This is a genomic window from Gluconacetobacter asukensis (genome assembly GCF_014174375.1).
Taxonomy (GTDB): Bacteria; Pseudomonadota; Alphaproteobacteria; order Acetobacterales; family Acetobacteraceae; genus Gluconacetobacter; species Gluconacetobacter asukensis.
Genome location: NZ_JABEQE010000014.1, coordinates 17,170 through 38,107, shown reverse-complemented (window position 1 = coordinate 38,107; position 20,938 = coordinate 17,170). Strand labels below are relative to the sequence as shown.

The 20,938-nt window shown below is 68.8% G+C and carries 17 protein-coding genes; 13 read left to right on the top strand and 4 right to left on the bottom strand.

All coding sequences use genetic code 11. The annotated features are described in order from the left end of the window. Positions 1-116 precede the first annotated feature (116 nt). A complete protein-coding gene (locus HLH35_RS14885) occupies positions 117-2,522 on the bottom strand; it encodes a membrane-bound PQQ-dependent dehydrogenase, glucose/quinate/shikimate family (RefSeq protein WP_246385129.1) in 2,406 nt (801 codons plus the stop codon). Between the two features lie 1,060 nt (positions 2,523-3,582). Between HLH35_RS14885 and HLH35_RS14880 the strand changes: the two genes are divergently transcribed. The 4 genes from HLH35_RS14880 (at position 3,583) to HLH35_RS14865 (ending at position 8,089) form a co-directional block, all read left to right on the top strand. Further along, entirely contained in the window at positions 3,583-5,175 is a 1,593-nt protein-coding gene (locus HLH35_RS14880) for a carbohydrate porin (RefSeq protein ID WP_408870131.1), read from the top strand. Positions 5,176-5,577: 402 nt separating this feature from the next. Next, positions 5,578-6,780, top strand: coding sequence for an aspartate aminotransferase family protein (locus HLH35_RS14875; RefSeq protein WP_182979890.1), 1,203 nt, complete (start codon positions 5,578-5,580; stop codon positions 6,778-6,780). Further along, positions 6,777-7,772 carry an ornithine carbamoyltransferase gene (gene argF, locus HLH35_RS14870; RefSeq protein ID WP_182979889.1) on the top strand — a complete coding sequence of 332 codons (996 nt, stop codon included), beginning with the start codon at positions 6,777-6,779 and terminating at the stop codon, positions 7,770-7,772. The genes HLH35_RS14875 and argF overlap by 4 nt, the downstream gene beginning before the upstream one ends. Continuing rightward, positions 7,769-8,089, top strand: a complete 321-nt coding sequence (locus HLH35_RS14865) for a hypothetical protein (protein WP_182979888.1) — start codon at positions 7,769-7,771, stop codon at positions 8,087-8,089. The genes argF and HLH35_RS14865 overlap by 4 nt, the downstream gene beginning before the upstream one ends. A 35-nt stretch (positions 8,090-8,124) precedes the next feature. Here the strand turns inward: HLH35_RS14865 and HLH35_RS14860 are convergent, their stop codons facing one another. Together HLH35_RS14860 and HLH35_RS14855 are read right to left on the bottom strand one after the other, a co-directional pair. Next, positions 8,125-8,430 (bottom strand): CcdB family protein, encoded by a 306-nt coding sequence (locus tag HLH35_RS14860; protein WP_182979887.1) that lies wholly within the window; start codon positions 8,428-8,430, stop codon positions 8,125-8,127. After that, positions 8,430-8,666: a type II toxin-antitoxin system CcdA family antitoxin gene (locus tag HLH35_RS14855; RefSeq protein ID WP_182979886.1), complete on the bottom strand. Its 237-nt coding sequence runs from the start codon at positions 8,664-8,666 to the stop codon at positions 8,430-8,432. Before HLH35_RS14855 ends, HLH35_RS14860 begins: the two co-directional genes overlap by 1 nt. 196 nt (positions 8,667-8,862) lie before the next feature. On the opposite strand from HLH35_RS14855, the gene hslO reads away from it, so the two are divergent. Together hslO and HLH35_RS14845 are read left to right on the top strand one after the other, a co-directional pair. Further along, positions 8,863-9,822, top strand: coding sequence for an Hsp33 family molecular chaperone HslO (hslO, locus tag HLH35_RS14850; RefSeq protein WP_182979885.1), 960 nt, complete (start codon positions 8,863-8,865; stop codon positions 9,820-9,822). 68 nt (positions 9,823-9,890) lie between these two features. Beyond that, positions 9,891-10,799 (top strand): hypothetical protein, encoded by a 909-nt coding sequence (locus HLH35_RS14845; RefSeq protein WP_182979884.1) that lies wholly within the window; start codon positions 9,891-9,893, stop codon positions 10,797-10,799. A 41-nt stretch (positions 10,800-10,840) separates the two neighbouring features. On the opposite strand, the gene HLH35_RS14840 is transcribed toward HLH35_RS14845, so the two are convergent. Then, a complete protein-coding gene (locus HLH35_RS14840; protein ID WP_408870132.1) occupies positions 10,841-12,955 on the bottom strand; it encodes a protein-disulfide reductase DsbD family protein in 2,115 nt (704 codons plus the stop codon). Between the two features lie 171 nt (positions 12,956-13,126). Between HLH35_RS14840 and hrpB the strand changes: the two genes are divergently transcribed. The 7 genes from hrpB (at position 13,127) to HLH35_RS14805 (ending at position 20,929) form a co-directional block, all read left to right on the top strand. Continuing rightward, positions 13,127-15,685, top strand: a complete 2,559-nt coding sequence (gene hrpB / locus HLH35_RS14835; RefSeq protein WP_182979883.1) for an ATP-dependent helicase HrpB — start codon at positions 13,127-13,129, stop codon at positions 15,683-15,685. 75 nt (positions 15,686-15,760) lie between these two features. Beyond that, positions 15,761-16,867, top strand: coding sequence for a S1C family serine protease (locus tag HLH35_RS14830; protein WP_182979882.1), 1,107 nt, complete (start codon positions 15,761-15,763; stop codon positions 16,865-16,867). A 111-nt stretch (positions 16,868-16,978) separates the two neighbouring features. Next, entirely contained in the window at positions 16,979-17,659 is a 681-nt protein-coding gene (locus tag HLH35_RS14825; RefSeq protein ID WP_182968620.1) for a winged helix-turn-helix domain-containing protein, read from the top strand. A gap of 22 nt (positions 17,660-17,681) precedes the next feature. After that, entirely contained in the window at positions 17,682-19,241 is a 1,560-nt protein-coding gene (locus HLH35_RS14820) for a sensor histidine kinase (protein ID WP_182979881.1), read from the top strand. A gap of 20 nt (positions 19,242-19,261) precedes the next feature. Continuing rightward, a complete protein-coding gene (locus tag HLH35_RS14815) occupies positions 19,262-19,591 on the top strand; it encodes a hypothetical protein (protein ID WP_182968618.1) in 330 nt (109 codons plus the stop codon). Next, positions 19,588-20,334 carry an SIMPL domain-containing protein gene (locus HLH35_RS14810; protein WP_182979880.1) on the top strand — a complete coding sequence of 249 codons (747 nt, stop codon included), beginning with the start codon at positions 19,588-19,590 and terminating at the stop codon, positions 20,332-20,334. Before HLH35_RS14815 ends, HLH35_RS14810 begins: the two co-directional genes overlap by 4 nt. Before the next feature lie 91 nt (positions 20,335-20,425). Beyond that, on the top strand, positions 20,426-20,929 hold the full coding sequence (locus HLH35_RS14805) for a YaiI/YqxD family protein (protein ID WP_182979879.1): 504 nt from the start codon (positions 20,426-20,428) through the stop codon (positions 20,927-20,929). Positions 20,930-20,938: the final 9 nt, after the last annotated feature.

The following is a 20,938-nucleotide window of genomic DNA, read 5'->3' as shown; positions in this document are numbered from 1 at the left end:
GCAACTGAGCCGCAATTTGTTCTGCCCGCAACGGTATCGTCGACAAAAAAACCCCGCCGCAAGTGCGGCGGGGCGAAGTCTGTACCCTTTCAGATCAAGGCGCGATTGTTCTCGCCTTACTGGGCAGTGGTCCCTTCGGGAAGGGCGTAGGCGATCACGTCGTCGGCCACGTCGGGCGAATGGCTGGCGCCGCCGACCGAGATCACGACATATTCCTTGCCCGTCTTGGGAGATTTGTAGATCAGCGGAGCCGCGACCGCGCCGGCGGGCAGCGGGGCCTTCCACAGTTCCTTGCCGGTCATGCTGTCCAGCGCGCGCAGATAGTAATCCTGCGTGCCGGCGAAGAAGAGCAGGCCGGAGGCCGTCGTCGTCGGGCCGCCCAGGGTGGGCATGCCCATCGGCATCGGCAGGTGGCTCTTGATCCCCATCGGCCCGAGCTGCTCGGCCGTTCCCATCGGCACCTGCCACAGCAGCTTCTTGGTGCGCAGGTCGATGGCGCTCATGGTGCCGAAGGGCGGCGTGTTGCATGGCACCTGCAGCGGCGACTGGAGGATGTCGATGCGCACGCCGGAATAGGGGCCGGCGATCTGCGGACGCAGCGTGCCCATGAAGCCCGGGACCTCGTCGGTCGAGATCTTGTAATGCTTGGCGTCCTCATGGTTCACCAGCATCATCCGCAGCGGCATGCGCATGTCATTGACGAACATGATGTCGTTCGCCTCGTCGATCGAAATGCCGCCCCAGTTCATGCCGCCCAGCAGGCTGGGCCACTCGATATAGGGCTTCTCGCCGGGCGGCGTGAAGGGGCCCTCATAGACCGAGTTCTTGAACATGATCCGGCAATAGAGCTGGTCGAAGGTGCTGACGCCCCACATCGCCTGCTCGGACAGCGGATCGGCGCCGATGGTGGGCATACCGACCGAGAAGGGCTGCGTCGGCGACAGATGTTCACCCTGCGCGGCCGGCGTGGTCGGGACGGGCCGCTCTTCGACCGGGGTCACGAATTCGCCCGTGCGGCGGTCGATGACGAAGATATGGCCGGTCTTGGTGGTCTGGATCAGCGACGGGACCTTCTCACCCTGCGGGTTGGTCACATCGTACATCACCGGCTGCGACGGCAGGTCGAAATCCCACACGTCATGATGGATCAACTGGCGGACCCATTTGGTCTTGCCGGTCGTGGCGTCGACGGCGACGACGGCCGCGCCGAACTTGTTCTTCACCGCGTCGCGGTCACCACCCCAATAGTCGGGCGGGCCGTTGCCGGTGGGCAGGTAGACCTGGTTCAGCGCCTTGTCATAGGTCGGGATGGCCCAGACATTCGGCGTTTCCAGCGTGAACTGCCTGTCGGCATCGGGCGGAACCGGGCTGTCGGGGTTGCCGACATCCCACGCCCAGGCCAGGGCGCCGGTGCGCACGTCATAGGCACGGACCGCGCCCGAGGGCTCGCCATGCACGATGTCGCGCACCCAGCCGCCGATCACGGCCAGATGGCCCATGACGACCGGCACCGCCGTCGGGTGATAGCGCTTGCCGTTTTCCGTCGGGCCCATGTTCTTCTTGACGTCGACATAACCGTTTTCGCCGAAGCCCGGGCAGAGCTGGCCGGTATGGGCATCCAGCGCGAACAGGCGGGCATCGATGGCCGAGACCAGGATACGCTGCTGGCAGGGCTGGTCGGAAGCGGCCTGCCGGTCCTCATCGGTCAGGCTGTCATCCTTGGTGATGTCGTAATAGCCCACGCCACGGCACGAGACATGCTCGGCGCTATGGGCGTGCGGATCGAAGCGCCAGATCTGCTTGCCGCTATCGGCATCGATCGCGGAAATCACGTCTTCCGGCGTGCAGGAATACAGGACCGAGCCGATCTGCGCGGGCGTGTTTTCATCGACGCCGGCACCGGGACCCTTGGTACGGCGGCCGGTGTGATACACCCAGGCCACCTTCAGGTCGGTGACGTTGTGCGGGGTGATCTGCGTATAGGGCACGTAGCGCGTGCCGCTGGCGTTGCGCCCGTAGAACTGCCAGTCGTCCGGCTGGGCCGGCACGGCGGAGGCGACGCGCGCATTCTTGTCCAGCGCCTCGCCCTGGATTCCGCCATGGGGCGAGAACATTTCGACCAGGGTGACGACCACCCCGAGCAGCAGCGCCAGGCCGCCGCCCGCGCTGATCCGCCGGGTGGACGACGGCACATAGGGCAGCACCGCCGCCAGCAGCAGGCTGAGCATGAACAGGATGGCAGGCACCATCAGGCGCGGCAGCAGCGGCCAGAAGGCAAGCTGCGGCGCGTCGTAAAGCGCCCACAGGACCGTTGCGACGAAGATCGCGACCGAGAGGGAGAGCGCCCATGAGACCCGGCTCCTGACCAGGAAGAGCGCGCCCAGCGCCACATAGGCGATGCCGGCCAGAAAATAATAGAAGGAGCCGCCAAGAGTGACGAGCTGGAACCCGCCGGCGACAAGGGCCAGCCCGACGGCCAGGCTGATCAGGACGAACGCAATCCGGCATCCGTCACTGATCATAGATCGCTGATTTGCTGTATTGTCCATTCTATCGTTCCAAGGTTGCAGGCTTCGCTGTCACACGCATCGCGTTCGGGCCAAGCCGGATCGGGAGCAGACGCATGGGAATGCTTTCATCCTCCACCCGATAATGTCCGGGATGTCTACGCCTGTTCCCGCGCTCTTTCCATAACGGGAAGGGAAACATTGTTACGATTTTTATTAAAACTTTTTAATTGATACCTGATCGTCCTCTTTTGCGCGTGACGCGTTGCTTCATCCGGTCGCGGCGAGGGCATCCACGGGGTAGAGAGTCCCTCTCACATGCTTGTGATGGCCAGCTTTCCGGTGCCATGCGGAGCCGCGTCAATGGTCCGGCCGCCCGGCATCCTGCAAGAGATTTCAACGCATCATCTTGTTTTTATAATATTTTTTAGTTTTTCTCCGGACGGATGCCGGGTCGCAGCAAGATGCCGCCGCGATCATTGATACCGATCAGGTATTGATGGATGACGGTTTAAGTATTTTACACCGGTGCCGGATTGCTCTGTTTTCGGAGCAGGAAAAACAGGATTTCTGCTTCACAGGGGCAATTTTCGTCGCGTCATGCCTGTCAGGTACCTCCCGCATCATGATGGGAGCGTGGCCCGGGAGGGCGGGAGAGAACATTACACCCAGTTCATTTCTGGTTATAAAACATGAATAAAAATTAATTGAAACCGTACAAGGCAGCCCCCTGCCCGGCTTGATTCCGGCGGCGGTATTTCGTTTTCATGCCGGTTCGATCCGGGCATGCGCGCCTGCCCCCATTCTGAAAAAACCGCGATCTTGCCTGCATCGGGCCTGCATATGGCTGTCGGCCGTATTGCGCCGCCATTATTGCGGCCTTACTGGGCGCTTTTATGTAATAACAAGTCTGCACAAGGCATGTAACGGGACCTCCCCTTGAAAAAAGGCGGAGCATCGTGTTCTTGTTATCGTTAGTTAGGTTAATATATAACAATAATGGAGCCTCGTCGTTGTGATAACTTTCACTGCCAGAACAAACGGCGAAACTTTATTCCCCCATTCGTTCCGCCGGTTGACTGTCGGCGGTGTCTGCCTGGCCGCTCTTGTCGGGTTGGCCGGTGAAGCCGGAGCCCTTTCCGCCGCGCAGGCCGCCACGCAGGTTGCGGCCCCCACCACCAAGACAGGGATCGACACCGGCACCGATCCGTCCAGTCCGGGCGTGGTGTTTCCGCCGCGCAGCACCGTGCGGACGACCAAGGCCGGCCAGACCGCGACGGGCACCAGTGCCGCGAATGCCTATGATCGCACCAACCATCATCATGCGATCGAACTGGACGCGCTGACCGACCAGGAAGGCCTGTCATGGCTGCTGCCGTCGGAGGTGGATGCCCAGCGCCGCACCGACATGGCGGACCCCTATTACGTGCCGACCGGGGCCGCCGGGCATCTGCTGCCGCAGATCATGCCTTTCCGCGAGCGCCTGCAGAAAAAGGGCTTCACCTTCTCCCTGACCTACAAGGGAGAAGGAATGGCCGACATCGACGGCGGCATCCGTCGCGGCATGGATTACGTGCACGAATTCACGCTGCAGATGAATTTCGACCTGGGAAAGATGTCACGATCCCTGGATGGGTGGACCATCCATACGCTGGTGATGAACCGCGCCGGACGCGAGGTCTCGCATGATCTGGTCGGCGATTACTATGTGAACCTGATGGAGGTCTATGGCCTGTCGGGCCATGTCGTGGCGCATCTTGTCGATTTCTATGCCGAGAAGAAGATGCTGAACAATCGGCTCGACGTCACGTTCGGCCGCATGTCGCTGACCCACGTCTTCGCGACCTCGCCGCTGATCTGCTCGTTCATGGTCACCTGTTCGGCGCCCGTGGCGCTGAAGGTCGACCCCGGCTTTGCCGTGTATCCCAAGGCGACCTGGGGCGCGCGGGCGCGCTTCCGCCCCACGCGCGACACGGCCATCCAAGTGGGCGCCTACGAGGTCCAGCCGCTGGCCGACGGTCCCAGCGGCTGGGCGTGGGCCAGCGAAACGCCCACCGGCCTGATGCTGCCGACGGAATTCACGTGGGAGCCCTTCCTGACGCACGACAAGCTGCCCGGCCATTATGTCGTCGGCTATGCGCATGACACCACGCGGTACCCGGACGCGCTGGGGACCAAGCCGGCCGCGCTGGTCGCGCAGCCGGGGCGTGAGCGCAGCGCGCCGATGGACATGTTCTGGTTCGAAAGCGACCAGATGATCTACCGCATGGGTGGGCGCGGCCAGATGGCCGGCGGCTACCTGATGGCCGGCTACATCCACAACACGCCGCATGTGGCGTCGATTTCCGACGAGGCCTATGGCGGCATTTCGTTCAACGGGCTGATCCCGGGGCGGGTGACCGACCGGCTGGGCATCCTGTATTCCTGGTATCATGTCAGCGACCGCAAGCGGGAAGGGCAGATGATCGCCCAGGATGCCGGCCTGTCGCTGGGCAGCACGGTGCGGGGACCGCAGACCGACTCCCACGTCATCGAGGCCTATTACGGAATCGACGCCTATCCGGGGCTGCTGATCCAGCCCGAATTCCAGTACATGATCCGCCCCGGTGAGACCTCGCATATTCCCAATGCGGCCGTGGTGGGCCTGAAAGTGATCGCCTCGCTCTGAGCCTGACCAAAATGCGCGCTGGCGGCGATCCGGCGCGCGTTTCCTGCGCTTCGCGGCGGGCGGCCATCAAGGCCGCTCCGCTCCGATGCTCGGAAACACACGACGGGCGCGGCCCGTTCCGGGCCGCTCTCGCTCGCCAGCCCACATTTTCGGTCAGGCTCTCAAGGACCGTCGAGAACGCGCGCCGGGCACGGCCCGGCGCGTGTGGGCCGCCTGCCGCATGGCCGTTGCGCGGCCTGTGATGCACAGAGAATTTGACTTGAAGCCGTGCCAACCCACATCATGCGGGTGGAGGCGAAATGGCCCACCCGCCGCGGCGCGTGGGCCATTTCGCGTTCGACATGATCAACCCTACCGACATCCGACGAAGCCGGACAACGAAACGATAAGGTTCCGACCTCCATGATTCCCGCCCTGATGCCCACCTACAACCGTGCCGATCTCGCTTTCGAGCGGGGCGAAGGCTCCTGGCTGTACACGGCGGACGGGCGACGATTCCTGGATCTCGGGGCGGGGATCGCGACCTCGTCCCTGGGGCATGACCATCCGCAGCTGGTCGCGGCCATTGCCGGGCAGGCGGCGCGGGTGATGCATGTGTCGAACCTGTACCGGGTGCCGCAGGCCGAGCGGCTGGCCGCGCGGCTGGTCGCCGCCAGCTTTGCCGACAGTGTCTTCTTCTGCAATTCGGGCGCCGAGGCGAACGAAGGCATGGTCAAGATCATCCGCCGCGCGCAGGCCCATGGCGGCCATCCGGAGCGCACGCGGATCATCTGCTTCAACGGCGCCTTCCACGGCCGCACGCTGGCGATGCTGTCGGCCACCGGCAATCCGAAATATCTCGACGGGTTCGGGCCCGTGGTCGAAGGGTTCGACCATGTGCCGATGAACAACATGAACGCCCTGCGCGCCGCGATCACGCCCGAGACCGCCGGCATCATGATCGAGCCGGTGCAGGGTGAAAGCGGCGTCAACGTCGCCGATCCGCGCTTTCTGCAGGAGCTGCGCGCCGCCTGTAACGAGTTCGGCCTGTTCCTGGGCATGGACGAGGTGCAGAGCGGCATGGGCCGGACCGGCCGGCTGTTCGCCCATGAATGGTCGGGGGTGACGCCCGACGTGCTGTCGACCGCCAAGGGCATTGCCGGCGGCTTTCCCATGGGGGCCATCCTGGCCACCGAGGCGACGGCGAAATACCTGACGGCGGGCTCGCACGGCACCACGTTCGGCGGCGGCCCGCTGGCCTGCACCGCCGCGAACACGGTGCTGGACGTGATTCTGGCCCCGGGCTTCCTGGACCAGGTACAGACACGCGGCACCCAGCTGGGGCAGGTGCTGGATGCGCTGGTCGGTGAGTTCCCCGACCTGTTCGCCCAGTGGCGCGGCATCGGCCTGCTGCTGGGCCTGCGCTGCATCGCGCCGGTTGCGCTGATGCAGGACGCGGCGATGCATGAAGGCGTGCTAAGCGTCACCGCCGGCGACAATGTGCTGCGCCTGGTGCCGCCGCTGGTGCTGACCGAGGAGGATTGCGCCGAGGCCGGACGCCGGCTGCGCCGTGCGGCGCTGCGCGTGCGGGCCCACCTGGCTGCTTCGGCGGAGGACGCGGCATGAACGCGCTGCCTGCCACCCCCGTCACGCACCCCGCGCCGCGCCACTTTCTGGAACTGCGCGATTTCGATGGCGCGACCCTGCGCGCCATCCTGGACCTGGGCAGCCGCATCAAGCGGATGCAGCATGGACGGGCGCGCCCGCTGCACCCGCGCCTGCCGCTGCTGGGCCGCACGCTGGGGCTGATGCTGTCCAAGCCCTCGACGCGGACCCGCGTGTCCTTCGAGGTCGGGATGCGTCAGTTGGGCGGCGAGGTGATCCTGCTGTCGCCCGCCGACATGCAGCTTGGGCGCGGCGAGACCGTCGCCGATACCGCCCGCGTGCTGTCGCGCTTCGTCGATGCCATCGTGCTGCGCACCGGCAATGCGGCGGCGCTGCGCGAACTGGCGCACTGGTCGAGCGTGCCGGTCATCAACGGCCTGACGCCGCATTCGCACCCGGTGCAGATCCTGGCCGACATCATGACGTTCGAGGAGCATCGCGGACCGATCGCCGGCCGCACGATCGCCTGGATCGGGGACGGCAACAATGTCGCCACCTCCTTCATCGAGGCGGCGCGGCTGTTCGGCTTCCGCCTGCGCCTCGCCACCCCCGACCGCCACGCGCCGTCGACCGAGGCCGTGGCGTGGGCCCGGGAGGGCGGCGCCGACATCACCCTGACCACCGACCCGCGCGAGGCCGTGGCGGGGGCGGATTGCGTGGTGACCGACACCTGGGTCAGCATGTCCGACAGCGGGTCGGCGCAGCGGCTGCTGGATTTCGATCCCTACCGGGTCACGGCGGGGCTGATGGCGCTGGCCGCACCCGATGCCCTGTTCATGCACTGCCTGCCGGCCCATATCGGCGAGGAAGTGACCGAGGACGTGTTCGAAGGCCCCCGTTCGGTGGTGTTCGACGAAGCCGAGAACCGCCTGCACGCGCAGAAGGGCCTGCTGGTCTGGGCCCTGGGCGGCGAGCATTGGCAGGATTACGGAGAAGAGGAACCGTCGCGATGACCGGACCGGCCGAGACGCCCGCCCACCCGACGACAACCGAGGATGTTCCGTCCACCCCCGGTTGGGTGGAAGGCAGCGTCGAGGCCGCCTTCGCCACCCTGCCCTGCTCCGGGCCGGGGGTGATGGTGCTGCGCAACGCCTATCTGGACTGCCTGGCCAACGCCCCCCGCACCGAAGACCTGGACGCGGCGCATGACCGCTGCCGGCAGGCGCTGCTGAAGGCGCTGGCGGCGCGGGAAAAAATCGGCCCCGAGGCGCTGCGCGCCTTCGAAACCCGGCTGGAAGCGGTGGAAGCCGAGATCAGCGCCCGTATTTAAGAGGCGGTTTCAAAAGCCCCGCTGGCGGCGGCCTGTCAGAACCCGACGAACAGCGTATCCAGTGCGCGGGTGATGATGTCGTGATGCGCGTCCATGGAAGCCACGGGTTTGCGGAGTTCCGAGACGGGAATGCTGGCCAGGGCCTGTGTCAGCAGGACGTGCGGCACGTCCTTGATCGCGATAACGGGATTCAATTCGCTGATCGGCGGGGGTGCGTCCGCGACCGGCAGGAGGGGAATGACCATGCGGGTCGCCAGTCTGGACAGGAGTTCCGCCTGGACGTCGACCACATAGCCCGTGCGCTGCTTGCCCGGCATCGGATAGATATCCAGGCGCGCCATCAGAAGGCCCGATACGCGGCAAGCGGCAGGCCGTGTGCCTCGACATGGTCATTCCAGGACTGGATCGCCCCTTCATTCCTCGCGAGCCAGTTCTCGCGCCGGCGCGCCGCAAGCGCGGCAAGCAGACCCTGCTCGCATGCCTGGGAAATATTGAGGCCCAGCGCGCGCGCTTCGGTCAGCAGATGGACCGGCAGCGTGACATTGGTGGCACGCCGGATATCGGTCGAACGCGGCATGGGATGGCTCCTTGCAACCCGGTCAATATGCGCATGGTGAATGCGCATGACAAGGGAAAGCCCCGCAGGACGTCATGCTGGCATTGAAGGTGGCACGTTCCGTTCATCATCACCTATAAGATCTGGCAGACAGCAATCGCCAACGCGTGTCGGTGTCGGTTTCGGCCACGCCGTGCCACCGCAACCGGATCTCAATATGATCGATACCCCTGCCTTTCTCGACGCCCATCGACCGGATGTACCCGACCTGGTGATCCCGCAGGGGGTGACGCCGTTCTATCTGGCCGGGCGGCCGGTGCGCGGGCGGCTGGTGCGGCTGGGGGCGCTGGCGGATGCGCTGCTGAGCCGGCACGACAATCCCGACATCGTGCTGCGCCTGGCGGGCGAGGCGCTGGCGCTGGTGGGCGGCCTGGCCTCGGCGCTGAAATTCCAGGGCTCGTTCTCGCTCCAGGCCAAGGGGGACGGCCCGGTCTCGCTGCTGGTGGCGGACTGCACCAATGCCGGCGCGCTGCGTTTCCATGCCCATTCCGACGACGATGCGGTGGCGGCGCTGGCAGTGAGCGAGCCGGATGCCGATGCGGCCCGGCTGCTGGGCAGCGGCTATCTGGCCTTTACGGTCGACCAGGGGCCGGATACCGACCTGCACCAGGGCATCGTCGCGATTGCCGGTGCGTCGCTGTCGGACATGGCCGCCCATTATTTCGAGACCAGTGAGCAGCATGCCTGCTGGGTGCGACTGGCCTGCGCGCATACCGATGCCGGCTGGCGCGCGTCGGCCCTGATCCTGGAACGCATCGCGACCGAAGGCGGCATCGCGGCCGAAACGCCGCCCGACAGCGACGAGGACGAGACATGGTCCACCGCCGTCACGCTGGCGGCGACGGTGACCGACGCGGAACTGCTGGACGATAATCTGTCGTCCGACGACCTGCTCTATCGCCTGTTCCATTCCGAGGATGTCTGCGCCGACCGCCCCCGCGCGCTGGCCTTCGGCTGCCGGTGCAGCCGGGCGCGGCTGTCCGGCATCCTGGAGACCTTCGGCCGCGAGGATCTGGACCATATGGCCGAGGACGGCACCATCAGCATGCATTGCGCGTTCTGCAATATCAGCTTCCGCTTCGGTCGCGACGAGGTGGGCGGCCCCGTAACGGATTGACCGGACAGGGCTGGAGCGGCAGTTTTCTCCGACGTCCTGTGTCGATCCCACCGTCGGAGAACTCCTTCATGCGTCCGTCCCGCCGGGCTGCCCGGTTGCCCATGCTGCTTCTGCTCGCCTGCCCGCTCCTGCCGCTTGCGGCGTGCAGCGACGCGCCGCCGCCCAATTTCGCGCCGATGCGCTACGATTACCTGCCGGTGCTGCGCCTGAATGTGGCGACGATCAACATTGTCGATAACGGGCAGCCGGGCGCGGTGCCGGGCGATATTTCCGGCCGCGCGCCCACACCGCCCGACCAGGCGCTGCACCAGATGGCCACCGACCGGCTGATGGCGGCCGGCAGCACCGGCGGCGCCGTCTTCACCATCGACCGGGCCTCGATCCTGCACCAGCCTGGCGGCACGCTGGAGGGGCAGATGGACGTGCATCTCGACGTCTCCAGCCCCAACGGCCAGCGCCAGGGCTATGCCGAGGCCCATGTCCGGCGCACCTTCAGCTCGACGGCTTCGGACAGCGACGGCAATGCGGATTCGCCGGCCAACCTGTATGCGATCACGTCGCAGATGATGAAGGACATGAATGTCGAGCTGGAGTTCCAGATCCGGCATCATCTGACGGACTGGCTGGTCGATACCGCCGGCACCACGCCCAGCGCGATCCAGCAGCAGCAGCTCGGTCTGCCCGGCAGCCCCGAGGCGGCGGCGGCTCCGGCCACGGCTTCCCTCGCGCCCGCCCCGACTGCCGCCGCGCCCGCGGCCGTTGCTGCCCCGGCCGCGCCTGCACCCGCGACACCGGCGCCGGCCGTGGTTCCCAGCGAGCCCAATGCGATCTTCCCGACTGGCGGCCCGGCCACCGACAGCAGCGCCGCCCCGGCGCCGCGCGTGAAATCGCCCCAGCCCGGCTACCTGACCCTGCCGCCCGGGACCGCGACCACGGGCGCCGCGACCAGCGCGCCCAACACCAGCAACGGCTACTGAGCCGACGGGCGGGGCGGAGAGACGATCCGCCCCCGCCGCGCCTATCCTTTCAGCGCGTCGAGGACCAGCCCGCTGGTCAGGATCTGCGGCAGGACATGGCCCTGCGCGTCGCCCGGCGCGTAATAGACGTAGAACGGGACCCCTGCCCTGCCATGCGCCTCCAGGAAGGCGCTGATGGTGGCGTCGCGATTGGTCCAGTCGCCCTTCATGTAGACCACATGCCGGTCGCGGAAGGCCGCCTGCACGGGGGCGGATGACAACGCCACCCGCTCGTTCACCAGGCAGGAAATACACCACGCGGCCGTCATGTCGACGAAGACCGGCCGCCCCTCCGCCCGCAACGCCGCCAGCCGCGTGGGCGAAAAGGCCTCGGTGCCCGCCGGGCCGGAGGCGACCAGGCCCGCATCGGCACCGGCCCGGCCCGCCCGCAGGCCGGGCAGCATCGCCATGGCCACCGCCAGCGCCGCCAGGGCCAGGGCGCGGCACAGCCGGATCTGCCGCGCCGGACCGTCGCGCATGGCCATGCCCTGGGCCAGCCCGGTCAGCCACGCCGCCAGCCCGACCAGCACCAGCCCGGCGCCCAGCACCGCGATGGCGGTCGCGCCGGCCTGCAGGGCCAGCACCCACATCAGCCACACACAGGTGGCGAGGATGGGAAAGGCCAGCCCCTGGCGCAGGATATCCATCCACGCCCCCGGACGCGGCAGGTGGCGCGCCAGCGCCGGAACCCCGGCCAGGACCAGGTAAGGCGCGGCCAGCCCCGCGCCCATGGCGATGAACACCGCCATGGCCAACCAGGCCGGTGCCGTGAGCGCGCCCGCGATGGCCGCCCCCATGAACGGCGCGGTGCAGGGGGTAGCCACCAGCACCGCCAGCACGCCGGTCATCGCGTCGCCCAGATAGCCGCCGCGCGTGACCCCTGCCCCGCCCAGGGCCGCGATGCCGTTGCCCATGCCGAACACGCCCAGCAGGTTGAGCGCCACGGCGAACAGCAGCCAGCACACGGCGGCGACGAAGGCGGCGGACTGGAACTGGAAGCCCCAGCCGGCCACCGCCCCGGCGGCGCGCAGGGTCAGCATGATGCCGCCCAGCGCCATGAAGGCGCCGACCACGCCGGCGGCGTAGGCCCCGGCCCCGGCCAGGCGGGCCATGGTCTGCGCGCCGGCCAGACGGGTCAGCGCCATTGCTTTCATCATCAGGACCGGGAACACGCAGGGCATCAGGTTCAGGATCAGCCCGCCCGCGAAGGCCAGCAGCAGCATGCGCGGGCCGCCCGCCGCGCCTTCCGGTGCGGGCAGGGGCATTGCAACGGCCGGCGCGCCCGCAGGGGCGACCGGGGCGGCCGTCGCCGGGCCCGGGCGGGCCGCGATCGACAGCGCGCGTGTCTCGCCCGCCGGGTCCTTCAGCATCAGCACGCCGTCCAGCGTCGGGGCGGCATGGAAGGCGTCGCCGGGTTTCAGCGCCAGGGTCAGCGTGCCGTCCGCGATCTTCAGCGGCTGGTCGGCGTCCTGGTCGATGGCGCCGGTGGTGAGGGGCATGAACCATGCCTCGCGCACGGCGGCCGGGGTCAGGCCCGCGCCCGTCAGGCTCAGCAGGCCGTCGGGCGCGATGGTGGCGGCGAAGGGCGAGGCCACGGGCTGCGCCGACGCCGCATGCGCGAACAGCGGCGCTTCAGCCGAAGGCGCGGGGTCGCCGGCCGGCAGGGTCAGGGTGAACTGCCCCTGTTCGGGCACGCAGACCGCGGCACAGACCAGCCACTCGGCGGTTGCCTTCAGCACCATCGGCGCGTCGCCGGTGCCCGAGGGCTGCAATTCGGCGGGCAGGAGTACGTCGCCCGTATAGCCGTAGGACATCAGCGGTCCGTCGCGCAGGCGCTCCGGCGCCGGCCATGCGATGGCGCCGGAGGCCCCGGAGGCGCCACCGCTGGCCTGTACCGACAGGGTCGGCGCCTCGCCCGCGTCGCCGGGATTGATCCAGTAGGTGTGCCAGCCGGGCTTCAGCCGCAGCCGCAGGCCGACATGCAGCTTCGTGCCGGGGCGATAATGGTCGGTATCGGTCACCAGGGTCGCGACATCGCGCTCGCTCGTCTGCGCGGCGCTTTCGGCCGCCAGGGCGTGGGTCGCGGCGCCGGGGGCGAGGGACAGGACGACCAGCATCGGCACCAGCCACGACAGCAGCGGGCGGGGTTGGCAAGGCGCCGCGAACGCGGACATGAACCGGGACAGGATCAAGAACGGAGGCTCCGGAAAATCAGGAAGAGCGAGTGGCGGAACGGCGGTGCAAGCCAGTGGATTGCCGGTTCCAGGCCATGGACGCATAAGCAGGATATGGAATTCGACCCCGCCCTGCAAAGCCCCGCCCATCCCCGGCTTTCGATTCCGGCCGAACTGCCGGTGAGCGCGATCCTGCCCGAGCTGTGCGCCAGCCTGATGGAGACCCCGTCCGCCGTGCTGGTGGCCCCACCGGGCGCGGGCAAGACCACCACCGTGCCGCTGGCGCTGCTGGATGCGCCGTGGCGCGGCGACGGGCGGATCGTGATGCTGGAGCCGCGCCGGTTGGCCGCCCGCGCGGCGGCCCAGCGCATGGCGGCCCTGATCGGCGAGGAGGCGGGCGGGCTGGTGGGCTATCGCACCAGGCTGGAATCCGCCGTTTCGGACCGCACGCGGATCGAGGTGGTGACCGAGGGGCTGATGGTGCGGCGCCTGCTGTCCGACCCGACGCTGGACGGCGTGGCCTGCGTGATCCTGGACGAAATCCACGAACGCTCGCTGGATGCCGATGCGGCGCTGGCCTTCTGCCTCGATACCCAGCGCAGCCTGCGGCCCGACCTGCGGCTGGTGGCGATGTCGGCCACCATGGATGGTGCCGCCCTGTCCGCGCTGATGGGCGCCAACCTGATCGAAAGCGCGGGCCGGGCCTTTCCGGTCACCATCCACCACGCGCCGCGCGACATCACCCATCTGCGCGAATTGCCCGACGCCATGGCGCGCGCGATCCGCGCCGCCCTGGCCGAGCATGAGGGCGACATCCTGGCCTTCCTGCCCGGCGTGGGCGAGATCCGCCGGGCCCAGACGGCGCTGGCGGGTGCGCCGGCCGAGATCCTGCCCCTGTATGGCGAGATGCCGCCGGGCGAGCAGGACCGCGTGCTGCGGCCCCGGCCGGGGACCGGACGGCGCGTGATCCTCGCGACCTCGATCGCCGAGACCTCGCTGACCGTGCCCGGCGTGCGGGTGGTGGTGGATGGCGGCTGGCGGCGCAGCCCGCGCCTGGACCCCGGTACCGGACTGACGCGGCTGGATACGGTACGGATCTCGCGCGCCGCCGCCACCCAGCGCGCCGGCCGTGCCGGGCGCGAGGCGCCGGGTGTGGGGATACGGCTGTGGAGCGAGGCGACCGGGCGCGGCATGGCCCCGCATGACCGGCCGGAGATTCTGGACGCCGAACTGACCGGCCTGCGGCTGGATAGCGCCGCCTGGCAGGCCGCCATGGGCACGCCACCCGAGCAACTGCCCCTGCCCGATGCCCCGCCCAATGGCGCGTTCGAGGCCGCGCGCGCGCTGCTGACGGCGTTGGGGGCGATGGACGAGGATGCGCGTGTCACCGAGGAAGGCGAGCGGATGGCAGCCCTTGGCGCGCATCCGCGCCTGGCGGCGATGATGCTGTCGGCCCGCGATGCGAACGAGGCCGCGCTGGCCGCCGACCTGGCCGCGCTGCTGGAAGAACGCGACCCGCTGCGCGCCCGCCCGGCACCGGGCGGCAGAGGGGGCGCCCCTGCCGTGCCGCCCGCCGACATCGCCCTGCGGCTGGAGCTGATCGCGGGCGGCGACCATCCGGATGCCGATCGCGGCGCGCTGGTGCGTATCCGCCAGGCGGCGAACCAGTATCGCCGGCGGCTGGGGCTGCGCGCCAATGTCGCCGCACAGGGCGATGCGGCGGCGCTGCTGGCCGCCGCCTTCCCCGACCGCATCGCCCAGCGGCGGGGTGAGGCCGGCAGCTTTCGCCTGTCGGGCGGCGGTGGGGCGAAGCTGGGGCGCGCCGACCGGCTGGCGGATTCCGGCCTGCTGGCGGTGGCCACGCTGCATGTGCGCACGGCGGCCGAAATCCGGCTGGCCGCGAAGCTGGACCCGGACAATCTGCCCGAGACCATCCGCCGCCGCGCCACCGAACAGGTGGAAACGACGCTGGACCCGGTGACCGGCGCGGTGCTGGCCCGGCACCGCCTGCGGCTGGGGGCGCTGGTGCTGCGCGACCGCACGGTAACGGCCGCGGCCGACGAAGTGGCGGATCTGCTGCTGCGCCAGACGGCCGACCGGCTGGACACCACGCTGGGCTGGACGCCGGCGGCGCGGCAGTTCCAGGCCCGTGTCGCGCTGGCCCGCGCCCTGCCGGGGCAGGAGGACCTGCCCGACCTGTCCGATACCGCGCTGGCGGCAGAGGCCGCGACGTGGCTGGCCCCGTGGCTGGGCGGGCTGAGCCGCCTGTCCGAGGTCGCGGCGCTGGATGTGCTGGCCATGCTGCGGGCGCGGCTGGACCATCAGCGCCTGACCTGGCTGGACCGGGCCCTGCCCACCGCACTGGACCTGCCGGGCGGGCGGGTGCCGATCGACTATATGCAGCCGGTGCCCACGGCCTCGGCACGGGCCCAGACCTTCTACGGGCTGCGCGCGACGCCGCGCCTGGCCGACGGGCAGGTGAAGCTGCTGATCGCCCTGCTGTCGCCGGCCGGGCGGCCGCAGGCCATCACGGCGGACCTGGCCGGTTTCTGGACCGGGGGCTGGGCGGACATGCGCCGCGATATGCGCGGCCGCTACCCGCGGCACGACTGGCCCGAGAACCCGGCCGAGGCCGCGCCGCCGACAGGCGCGCGGCGGGGCGGACGATCATGACGGCGACATTATCCTGCGGTATCGTGGGCCTAGCACAACGCGCCGACCATGCGCCCTGATCAGGATTCCCAGCCCATGCGGCGGACGGCTAGCCGGCTCTTTTTCCTCGCTGCGTCCGCCCTGGCCGTTGCCCTGCCGGGCGGGCCGGCGCGGGCCGACGACACGGCGCTGCTCGCGCCCCCCGTGCCTGCAATCGTCACCTCGGGGCCGCTGACCTTCGCGCCGCTGGTGCGCAAGGTGGTGCCGGCGGTGGTCAACATCGCGGTGACGCAGGATGCGGACGATCGGGCCAAACGACAGCCGGTGCCGCCGGGCGTGAAGGGCACGCCCTTCGAGCACCGGTTCCGCGACCGGATGCGCTCGCGCGGTGAAGAGATGATCGGCGCCGGGTCGGGCTTCATCATCGACCCTGGCGGCGTGATCGTGACCAATACCCATGTGGTGGGCGAGGCCGACCGCATCACCGTCTCGCTGTCCGACGGCACCGAATATCCGGCGCGGCTGGTGGGCAGCGACGATCTGACCGACATCGCGGTCATCTCCATCCAGGCGCCGAATCCGCTGCCCTATGTCACCTGGGGCGACAGTAGGCAGGTCAATGTCGGCGACTGGATCATGGCGGCGGGCAACCCGTTCGGGCTCGGTTCGTCGGTGACGGCGGGCATCGTCTCGGCGCGCGGGCGCGATATCGGCGCCAGCCCGTTCGACGATTTCCTGCAGCTCGACGCCCCGATCAATCCGGGCAATTCGGGGGGGCCGTCCTTCAATCTGGGCGGGCAGGTGGTGGCGCTGAATACCGCCATCGTCTCGCCCACCGGCGGATCGGTGGGGATCGGCTTCGGCATTCCGTCGGAAATCGTGGCCCCCATCGTGGCCGAACTGCGCCGCAGCGGGCATATCGATCGCGGCTGGCTGGGCGTGACCCTGGCCGATGGCGACGGGCATGCCGGCGTGCGCATCACCGACATCGACCGGGGCGGCCCGGCGGAAAAGGCGAAGCTGCGGACCGGCGACATCGTGCTGACCGTGGGCGAGGAACCGGTCGACAGCGCGCGGACGCTGATCCGCGCGGTGGCGGCGGAACATCCGGGATCGACCGTACAGGTGCATATCCGCCGCCGCGGCACCGAGCTGACGGTACCGGTCATTGTCGGCCACCGCCCGGCGGACATGGACGACTAGCAACCTGCCCGCTCTGGCCAGCCCCCCCGCATGCGGGGTAAGATCCTCGTTTGGTGCGGAGAAGCGAGCTTCGACCGTGCCGATGCGAAGCCATAGCGGAGCGGGACCGACATGCATATCCTGGTCGTCGAGGATGATCCGACCGTACGCAATTTCGTCGCCAAGGGCCTGCGCGAGGCCGGGCATCTGGTCGAGCCGGTGGACAACGGCAAGGACGGGCTGTTCCTGGCGGTCAGCGAGAATTTCGACCTGATCATCCTGGATCGCATGCTGCCCGGCGGCATCGACGGGCTGCGCCTGCTGGAGACCATCCGCGCGCAGAACAACACCACCCCGGTCCTGCTGCTGTCGGCGCTGGCCGATGTCGACGACCGGGTGCAGGGCCTGAAGGCGGGCGGCGACGATTACGTGACCAAGCCCTTCGCCTTCAGCGAATTGCTGGCGCGAGTCGAGGCGCTGTCGCGTCGCGGGCGCAGCGACAACGCGCCGCAGACGCGCCTGACCGTGGCGGACCTGGAGATCGACCTGCTGTCGCGCAGCGTGCGGCGCGGCGGCCAGCGGATCGACCTGCAGCCGCGCGAATTCAGGCTGCTGGAATATCTGATGCGCCATGCGGGCCAGGTCGTGACCCGCACCATGCTGCTGGAAGGCGTGTGGGACTACCATTTCGACCCGCAGACCAACGTCATCGACGTCCATGTCTCGCGCCTGCGGCAGAAGGTGGACAAGCCCTTCGACACGCCGCTGATCCACACCATCCGCAACGCCGGCTACATGCTGCGGGCGGATTAGGGCGGGAACGCACGAACTGGCCATGTCCTCTGCCCCGCAGACGCTTCCAGCCAAGCCCCAGGGCAGCGCGGAACGGTCACAGCGGCGATTCCGCCTGCCACGCTCGGCCGGGCTGCGTTTCTCGCTGGGCTATGGGCTGCTGTTCGCCCTGTCGTCGATCCTGTTCATGTCCTTCATCTGGTGGGGCACGATCGGCTTTCTGGAACGGCAGGTGGAAACCGCGATCAATGCCGACGCGCGGGCGCTGAGCCAGCGCTGGGCGGAGGGCGGGCTGCCGACGCTGGCGCTGACGATCGACGACCGGCTGGAACAGAATCTGGACGACGACGCGATCTACCTGATGGTCGACCCGACCGGCCGCCGCCTGGCGGGCAATCTGTCGGAATGGCCGGCGCAGGTGGTGCGCAACGACCGGTGGTATTCGCTGGAAGTCACGCGTGCGGGCATGCGCGATACGGCGCAGATCCATGCCTTCAGCCTGCCCGGGGGCTTTCGCCTGCTGGTGGGGCGCGATGTGCGGGCGCGGGCGGTGCTGCGCCGGCTGCTGACGGATTCGCTGATCTGGGCGTGGATGATGGTCACGCTGCTGGCGATCAGCGGTGCCGCGCTGGTCCACAGCATGTTCCGCCGCATGATCAAGTCGGTGGCCCAGACCACGCAGGCCATCGCGCATGGCGACCTGTCGCGCCGCATGCCGCTGGTGGGCAATGGCGACGAGCTGGACCAGGTGGCCGAGGCGATCAACGAGATGCTGGACCGCATCGTGCGGCTGATGGATGGCGTGCGGCAGGTCTCCAACGCCATTGCCCACGACCTGCGCACGCCGATCACCCGTGCCCGGACCCAGCTTGAAGATGCCGCCCTGCATGCCCGCGACACGGACGAGCTGCGTGCGGCCGTCGAGCGCGCGGTGGGCGACCTGGACAATGTGACTGCCGTGTTCGAGGCCCTGCTGCGCATCGCGCAGATCGAGGCCGGGTCCCGCCGGTCGGCCTTCGCGCCGTTCGACCTTGTGCCGCTGCTGACCGATATCGGCGACCTGTACGAAGCCGTGGCCGAAGAGCAGCATATCCATCTGGTGTTGCGCCTGCCGCCCAGCCTGCCCTTCCATGGCGACCGGGCGATGATGCAGCAGGCGGTGGCCAACCTGCTGGACAATGCCATCAAATTCTCGCCCGAAGGCGGCACCGTGACCCTGGCCGCCGCCCTGGGGCCGGCGCTGCCGGGGCTGACCCTGGGCACGCCGACGCGCGACGTGGTCTCGATCGCCGTCACCGACGAGGGGATCGGCATGAACGAGGCCGACCTGGCCCGTGCCTCGGAACGGTTCTTTCGCGCCGAGGCCGCGCGCAATACGCCCGGTGCCGGGCTGGGCCTGTCGCTGGTGCAGGCGATCGTCCAACTGCATGGCGGCACGCTGCGCCTGTATCCACGCCAGCCGGGGCTGGCGGTGCGGATGGTGATGCCGGTGCCGCGCGAAGCCCCCAAGACCGGCCGGCAGCCCCGGCGCGCCGCCGCCCCCACGCAGGTCCCGACCCGGGTGACGCAGACTTCACGATCGCCCCACAAGGGCGACACATGACGAACCCTAGGCTCCAGCCCATGAATTCACAGCCTCTTTCAATCACGGCACTGGCGGTCATGGGCCTGTGCCTGTGCGGCATGGCCCCGCCGCCGGACATGGATGCGTCGCTGGCCACGGGCGGCCGGGGCGCGGCCGACCCCAATCACCCCGTCATCATCACCAGCGACAGCCGCGCATTCTGCAACCGGCTGGCTGCCGTCATCGACGCCTATGGGCCGCCCCTGCGGCATGAGGTCGACGATCTGCGCGCCCAGGGCACGCATCTGTGCCATGAAGGCAAGGTGCGTTCGGGCATCGTTCAACTGCGCCGGGCCCTGATGGCGCTGAAGGAAGACACGCATTCATGACCGAGTTCCGCCTTCCTGCCCTTGGGGTGTTTGCCCTGACCGCCGCAACCCTGCTGCCCTTCGCCGCCTCCGCCCAGGACATGCCGCCCGATCCGGGGCCGGGCATGCCGGAGATGCTGCCCCGCCACGCCCCGGCCGGCACCGCGCTGACCCTGTCGGGCACCGGCACCGTCCATGCCGCGCCCGACCGGCTGACGGCCACGCTGTTTGCCGAGGCCAGCGCCGCCAGTGCCGCGGCGGCGCAGGAGCGCGTGAATGCCCTGGCCGGCATGGCCATCGACGCTGCCAAGGCGGCCGGCGGCATCACGACCGTGACCGAGGATTATTCGGCCGAGCATAATGAAGGGGGCAAGGCACCGGCCTGGACGGCCCGTCAAACCGTCCGCCTGACAGGCGCCGACGGCGCGGCGCTGCTGGCCCTGGTCGGGCAGCTTCAGGCCAAGGGGCTGGCCCTGAGCGGGCTCGACTGGTCGCTGTCGCCCGACCGGCGCCAGAGCCTGACCCGCCAGGCCGAGGCCGGCGCCCTGACCGATGTGCGGCAGCGGGCCGAAGCGGCCGCGAAGGTGCTGGGGCTGAAGATCGCCTCGATCCGCTCCATCACGCTCTCCGACCATGGCATGCCGCGCCCGATGCCGATGATGATGATGGCCCGCGCCGCCTCGGCACCCGTGGCACCCGGCGCGCCGGCCGAAGAGCAGGATGTCTCGGCCAGTGCCTCGGCGACCTTCATGCTCACGCCCTGAGGGCATGGTCGTGGCCGTTCGGGCACGTTTCTTGTGCCCCGCCCCCTTCTGAAACCATCGCTACCGGATTGACGATCGTTTGCCCCTACATGTGACCCGGATTTTCATCGATGCCGATGCCTGCCCCGTCCGGGACGAGACCTATCGCGTGGCGCTGCGGCATGGGCTGCACACATTCGTGGTGTCGAACCGGATGATCGCCATTCCGTCCTCTCCCCTGATCGAGCGGGTGGTGGTGACCCAGGGGATGGATGTCGCCGATGACTGGATCGCCGAACAGGCGGGTGCGCACGATATCATCATCTCGGCCGATATTCCGCTGGCCGCGCGGTGCGTGGCGCGGGGGGCCTGCGTGCTGGACCCGCGCGGACGGATCCTGGACGCGGACGCGATCGGCATGGCGCTGGCGATGCGCAACCTGATGGAGGACCTGCGCTCCACGGGGGCGATCATGCAGGGCGGGCGTGGCTTCACCCGCGCGGATCGCTCGACCTTCCTCTCGGCGCTGGATACCGCCGTGGTCCGGGCCAAAAAGCGCGGTGCGGGCGCCGCCCGACCCCAGTGGAGACCGCTGCCGGACGCCGACACGCCATAAAAAAAGCCC

Excerpts from the sequence above, each read along its gene's own strand:
- HLH35_RS14875 (WP_182979890.1), top strand. The coding sequence starts at position 5,578 with ATGATTCCCGCCCTGATGCCCACCTACAACCGTGCCGATCTCGCTTTC.
- HLH35_RS14865 (WP_182979888.1), top strand. The coding sequence starts at position 7,769 with ATGACCGGACCGGCCGAGACGCCCGCCCACCCGACGACAACCGAGGAT.
- argF (WP_182979889.1), top strand. The coding sequence starts at position 6,777 with ATGAACGCGCTGCCTGCCACCCCCGTCACGCACCCCGCGCCGCGCCAC.
- HLH35_RS14825 (WP_182968620.1), top strand. The coding sequence starts at position 16,979 with ATGCATATCCTGGTCGTCGAGGATGATCCGACCGTACGCAATTTCGTC.
- HLH35_RS14855 (WP_182979886.1), bottom strand. The coding sequence starts at position 8,666 with ATGCCGCGTTCGACCGATATCCGGCGTGCCACCAATGTCACGCTGCCG.
- HLH35_RS14815 (WP_182968618.1), top strand. The coding sequence starts at position 19,262 with ATGAATTCACAGCCTCTTTCAATCACGGCACTGGCGGTCATGGGCCTG.
- HLH35_RS14820 (WP_182979881.1), top strand. The coding sequence starts at position 17,682 with ATGTCCTCTGCCCCGCAGACGCTTCCAGCCAAGCCCCAGGGCAGCGCG.
- hrpB (WP_182979883.1), top strand. The coding sequence starts at position 13,127 with ATGGAATTCGACCCCGCCCTGCAAAGCCCCGCCCATCCCCGGCTTTCG.
- HLH35_RS14840 (WP_408870132.1), bottom strand. The coding sequence starts at position 12,955 with ATGCTGGTCGTCCTGTCCCTCGCCCCCGGCGCCGCGACCCACGCCCTG.
- HLH35_RS14810 (WP_182979880.1), top strand. The coding sequence starts at position 19,588 with ATGACCGAGTTCCGCCTTCCTGCCCTTGGGGTGTTTGCCCTGACCGCC.
- HLH35_RS14830 (WP_182979882.1), top strand. The coding sequence starts at position 15,761 with ATGCGGCGGACGGCTAGCCGGCTCTTTTTCCTCGCTGCGTCCGCCCTG.
- HLH35_RS14860 (WP_182979887.1), bottom strand. The coding sequence starts at position 8,430 with ATGGCGCGCCTGGATATCTATCCGATGCCGGGCAAGCAGCGCACGGGC.
- HLH35_RS14845 (WP_182979884.1), top strand. The coding sequence starts at position 9,891 with ATGCGTCCGTCCCGCCGGGCTGCCCGGTTGCCCATGCTGCTTCTGCTC.
- hslO (WP_182979885.1), top strand. The coding sequence starts at position 8,863 with ATGATCGATACCCCTGCCTTTCTCGACGCCCATCGACCGGATGTACCC.
- HLH35_RS14885 (WP_246385129.1), bottom strand. The coding sequence starts at position 2,522 with ATGATCAGTGACGGATGCCGGATTGCGTTCGTCCTGATCAGCCTGGCC.